Source organism: Spirillospora sp. NPDC049652, from assembly GCF_040675125.1.
Lineage (GTDB): Bacteria > Actinomycetota > Actinomycetes > Streptosporangiales > Streptosporangiaceae > Spirillospora.
In genome coordinates this window covers 1-5503 of record NZ_JBFAOF010000463.1, presented here as the reverse complement: position 1 = coordinate 5503, position 5503 = coordinate 1, and the positions used below count along the sequence as shown (strand labels likewise).

Sequence of the window (5503 nt, the reverse complement as noted above, 5' to 3'; positions counted from 1 at the left end):
GCGGCAACGCCGACACCAGGGCCTGCTGGGCTTCGGTTTCGACGTCGCCTGGCAGGAGGGCGCTGAATCCGGGGCGGGCCGCGCCCAGCACGATGATCGCGTCCGAGCGGGGGCGCTCGTCCTGCCGGGCCTGGTGCCAGACCCGGTACCCGACCATCAGCGGGACGCCCACCGCTATGCCGAGCAGCGTCACCACCACCCCGACGGTGATCACGAACCAGCGGGGGCGGGGGCCGCGCCGCCGGCGCCCCCCGCGCTCGCCGCGCTCGTTCCCGCTCCCCTGTCCACGCTCGCGCCCGGCCCGCTCGGCGCGGGCCTCGGCGTCGGTTCCCGGCTCGTTCTCCGGCACGTGCAGTTCCATCGTCATCGCACCTGACACGCTAGTTAGACGACGCGGGAGACGCGAACGGTTCGCCCGGTCCGTCCGGTATTCAAAACCGGACGAACCGGGCACCGGCCCTTCCGGCGCCCGATCCGCCGGAACGGCCGGGTCAGCGGCTGTCGCTGCCCGCGCCCTGGATCGCCGCGCGGCCGGCCTCCAGCCGCGCGACGGGTACGCGGAACGGCGAGCAGGACACGTAGTCCAGCCCCACCTCGTGGCAGAAGTGCACCGAGTCGGGGTCGCCGCCGTGCTCGCCGCAGATGCCGAGCTTCAGGCCGGGACGCGCCGCCCGCCCCTCCTCGACGGCGATCCGGACGAGCCGCCCGACGCCGTCGCGGTCGAGCGTCTCGAACGGGGACACGCCGAAGATGCCCAGTTCGAGGTAGCGGGAGAAGAACGCGGCCTCCACGTCATCCCGGGAGAAGCCCCAGGTCATCTGCGTGAGGTCGTTGGTGCCGAAGGAGAAGAACTCGGCCGCCTCGGCGATCTGCCCGGCGGTGAGCGCGGCCCGCGGGACCTCGATCATGGTGCCGATCAGCGTCGCCACCTCGACCCCGGACTCCCGGGCCACCTGCTCCAGGACGCCCCGGGCCTCGTCGCGGACGGCCTCCAGCTCCTGCACCGCGCCGACGAGCGGGATCATGATCTCCGGCCGCGGGTCGCCGCCGGCGGCCCGGCGGGCGGCGGCGGCCTCGGCGATCGCCTTCACCTGCATCATGAAAAGTCCTGGAATCGCCAAACCCAGCCGCACGCCGCGCAGTCCGAGCATAGGGTTCTGCTCGTGCAGGCGGGTGACGGCCTCCAGCAGGCGGCGGTCCTGCGGATCGGCGTCCGCACCGGCCAGCGCCACCTTCACCGACAGCTCGGTGAGGTCGGGGAGGAACTCGTGCAGCGGGGGGTCGATGAGCCGGATCGTGACCGGCAGCCCGTCCATGGCCTCGAGGATCCCCTCGAAGTCCGCGCGCTGCAGCGGCTCCAGGGCGTCCAGGGCGGCGGTCCGCTCCTCGTCGGTCTCGGCCAGGATCAGCTTCTCGACCAGCTGCCGCCGGTCGCCGAGGAACATGTGCTCGGTCCGGCACAGGCCGATGCCCTGCGCGCCGAACCGGCGGGCGCGGGCGGCGTCCTCGGGGGTGTCGGCGTTCGCGCGGACCAGCATCCGGGCCCGGGCGTCGGCGTGAGCCATGACGCGGTCGACGGCGGTGACCAGCTCGTCCCCGTCCGACACCGGGAGCCGTCCCTCGAAGTACTGGACGACCGGGGAGTCCTCGACCGGCACCTCGCCGAGGTAGACCAGGCCGCTGGTGCCGTCGATGGAGATGACGTCGCCCTCGGAGACGACGACGTCGCCCGGCGCGGTGAACCGGCCGGCCTTGACGTCCACGTCGAGTTCTTCCGCGCCGCAGACGCAGGTCTTGCCCATGCCGCGGGCGACGACCGCGGCGTGCGAGGTCTTGCCGCCGCGGGAGGTGAGCACGCCGCGCGCGGCGACCATGCCCGCCAGGTCGTCGGGGTTGGTCTCGCGCCGGACGAGGATGACGTCCTCGCCGCGCTCGGCGGCGGCGACGGCGGCGGCGCTGCTGAACACGGCCTTGCCGACGGCCGCGCCGGGCGAGGCGTTCATGCCCTTGGTGAGCCGGCGGGCGCCGTCGGCGGCGGCGGCGTCGAAGCGGGGGAACATCAGCTGGGCGAGCTGGTCGCCGGTGACGCGGGAGGCGGCCTCGTCGGTGTCGATGAGCCCCTGGTCGAGCAGCTGGCAGGCGATCCGGAACGCGGCGGCGGCGGTCCGCTTGCCCACCCGGGTCTGGAGCATCCACAGCTTGCCGCGCTCGATCGTGAACTCGATGTCGCACATGTCGCGGTAGTGGTTCTCCAGCGTCTCCATGATGCCGAGCAGCTGGTCGTAGGAGCTCTTGTCGATGCGCTCCAGCTCGGTCAGCGGTACGGTGTTGCGGATGCCCGCCACCACGTCCTCGCCCTGCGCGTTCTGCAGGTAGTCGCCGTAGATGCCCTGGTGGCCGGAGGCGGGGTCGCGGGTGAAGGCGACGCCGGTGCCCGAGTCCATGCCGAGGTTGCCGAACACCATCGCGCACACGTTGACGGCGGTGCCGAGGTCGACCGGGATCCGCTCCTGCCGCCGGTAGAGGATGGCGCGGTCGGCGTTCCAGGAGTCGAAGACCGCGAGCGTGGCGAGGTCCATCTGCTCGCGCGGGTCGGTCGGGAAGTCGCGCCCGGTCTCGTCCTTGACGATCTGCTTGAACGTGCCGACCAGGGCGCGGAAGTCCTCGGCGTCCAGCTCGACGTCCTCGCTGACGCCCTTGGCGCGCTTGGCGTCCTCCAGGGCGTCCTCGAACCGGTCGCCGTCGATGTCCAGCACGGTCTTGCCGAACATCTGGATCAGCCGCCGGTAGGAGTCCCAGGCGAACCGCTCGTCGCCCGCCTGCGCCGCCAGTCCCGCGACGGACTCGTCGTTGAGCCCGATGTTGAGGACGGTCTCCATCATGCCGGGCATGGAGAACTTGGCCCCGGAGCGCACGCTCACCAGGAGCGGGTCGTCGGGCTGGCCGAGCCTGCGGCCCATCGCCCGCTCCAGCGCGGCCAGGTGCTCGTCGATCTCGGTCTCGAGCCCGTCGGGGAGGGTCCCGTGCTCGAGGTAGTGCCGGCAGGACTCGGTGGTGATCGTGAAGCCGGGCGGCACGGGCAGCCCGAGATTGGTCATCTCGGCCAGGTTGGCGCCCTTGCCACCCAGCAGATCCTTGAGGTCCTTGTTGCCCTCGGTGAAGTCGTACACGAACTTCGGCACGGGCAGCTCCTTCTCGCTCCGGTTCCACCCAACGACAGAGCGTGCTCCCCCTGCGCGGTCGCGCGCGATGTCACACGAGATCGCGTTTGTCCCGACAGCAGGAGGTGTGCCCTGTTTGCGGGGACTGTACCCAGGGAATCGACACTCGCTCGCCGCCCCTCGCCACTACCCACGTATTCCCAGGTCAGGAGCATTGTAATGGCCTATACCAATAGCGACATGGGACACCTCCCCCGCGGAAAGCCCCCCATGGCCGCGGGCGACACCCCCCGCCCGCGCCGGGGCGGAGCCGGGCCGCGCATGGCCGAGCCGACCCGGCCCATGGCCGGGTCATTGCCCGGAGGAGGGAATGATGGATCACAGAGGAGGTGAGGCCGTGAGGCCGAAGGTCGCCGGTGGGCGCGCGGGAGAGCCGTTCGCTCCGATCGCCGACTACGGGTTCCTGTCGGACTGCGAGACGACCGCGCTGGTCGCCCCCAGCGGGAACATCGAGTGGATGTGCCTGCCGAAGATGGACTCGCCCAGCGTGTTCGGCTCCATCCTGGACAGGGACGCCGGGTATTTCCGGGTCGGCCCGGCGGGCGTGGAGGTGCCCGCCGCCCAGCGCTACATACCGGGCACGATGGTGATGGAGACCACCTGGTGGGTGCACGGGGGCTGGCTGGTGGTGACCGACGCCCTGCTGATGGGGCCGTGGCACCACGAGAGCGAACGATCCCACACGCACCGCCGCGCCCCCACCGACTACGACGCCGACCACGTCCTGCTGCGCATGGTGCGCTGCGTCAACGGGCAGGCCCAGGTCCGGCTCGACTGCATGCCCGTGTTCGACTACGGCCAGACGCCGGCGCGCTGGGAGCACTCCGGCGTCGGCTACCACGAGGCCGTGGCGCGCGGGAACGGCGTCTCGCTGCGCCTCACCACCGACATGAACGTCGGCTTCGAGGGCTCCCTCGCCACGTCCCGGACGCTGCTCAAGCAGGGCGACGCCCGGTTCGTCGCGCTGTCCTGGAGCGAGCACGAGCCGCCCGCCACCTACGAGGAGGCGCACGAGCGGCTGGTCTGGACCGTCCACCACTGGCAGCACTGGCTGGACCGCGGCCGGTTCCCCGACCACCCCTGGCGCAGCCACCTGCAGCGCAGCGCGCTGACGCTGAAGGGGCTCACGTTCGCGCCGTCCGGCGCCGTCGCCGCGGCGGCGACGACCTCGCTGCCCGAGACCCCCGGCGGCGAGCGCAACTGGGACTACCGCTACACCTGGATCCGCGACTCCACGATGGCCCTGTGGGCGTTCTACACGCTGGGCTACGACTGGGAGGCCAACGACTTCTTCTACTTCATCACCGACGTCGCCGAGGCCGCCGAGGGCAAGCTCCAGATCATGTACGGCCTGGACGGCCGGGAGGAGCTGCCCGAGTCCACGCTCGACCACCTGAGCGGCTACGACGGGGCCCGCCCGGTGCGCATCGGCAACGAGGCGTACGTGCAGAACCAGCACGACGTGTGGGGCGCGATCATCGGGTCGGTCTACATGTTCGTCCGCAAGCGCGACCGGCTGGACGACCGGCTCTGGAAGATCGTCGTCAAGCAGGTCGAGGACGCCCTGGACAACTGGGCGCAGCCGGACGCCGGGATGTGGGAGGTGCGCGGCGAGCCGCAGCACTTCACCTCCTCCAAGGTGTTCTGCTGGGTCGCGGCCGACCGCGGCGCGCGCCTGGCGCGCATCCGCGGCGACCACGAGCGGGCCCGGCGCTGGCAGGAGGCCGCCGACCGGATCCACGCCGACGTCCTCGCGCACGCGCTGGACGACCGGGGCGTGTTCGTCGCGCACTACGGCGCCGACTCGCTGGACGCCTCGGCGCTGCTGATCCCCCTGCTGGGCTTCCTGCCCCCGGACGACAAGCGGGTGCGCGAGACGGTGCTCGCCATCGCCGACGAGCTGTCGGAGGACGACCTGGTGCTGCGGTACCGGGCGTCCGAGACCGACGACGGCTTCGACTCGGAGGAGGGCACCTTCACGATCTGCTCGTTCTGGCTGGTCAGCGCCCTGGTGATGATCGGCGAGGTGGAGCGGGCGAAGGCGCTGTGCGAGAAGCTGCTGAGCTACGCCAGCCCGCTGCAGCTGTACGCCGAGGAGATCGACCCGCACACCGGGCGGCACCTGGGGAACTTCCCGCAGGCGTTCACCCACCTGGCGTTGATCAACGCTGTGATGCAGGTGATCCAGGCCGAGGAGCGCGAGCGCGAGCCCGGACTCGTCTGAGCGGCTGAACGACTGAGCGACCCGGGAGGGCCGGGGCGGACGACCACGTCCGCCCCGG

The 5503-nt window shown here is 71.6% G+C and carries 2 protein-coding genes and 1 pseudogene; 1 reads left to right on the top strand and 2 read right to left on the bottom strand.

Features of this window, described 5'->3' with window-relative positions; genetic code table 11:
* Together AB0J52_RS25245 and ppdK are read right to left on the bottom strand one after the other, a co-directional pair.
* A pseudogene (locus AB0J52_RS25245) lies at positions 1–367 on the bottom strand (hypothetical protein); the annotation flags it as partial.
* A 124-nt stretch (positions 368–491) separates the two neighbouring features.
* The gene (gene ppdK, locus AB0J52_RS25240) at positions 492–3182 is read right to left on the bottom strand and encodes a pyruvate, phosphate dikinase (RefSeq protein ID WP_500184684.1); all 2691 of its coding nucleotides are present in this window, start codon (positions 3180–3182) and stop codon (positions 492–494) included.
* A gap of 376 nt (positions 3183–3558) precedes the next feature.
* On the opposite strand from ppdK, the gene AB0J52_RS25235 reads away from it, so the two are divergent.
* Entirely contained in the window at positions 3559–5445 is a 1887-nt protein-coding gene (locus AB0J52_RS25235; protein ID WP_500184683.1) for a glycoside hydrolase family 15 protein, read from the top strand.
* Positions 5446–5503 lie beyond the last annotated feature (58 nt).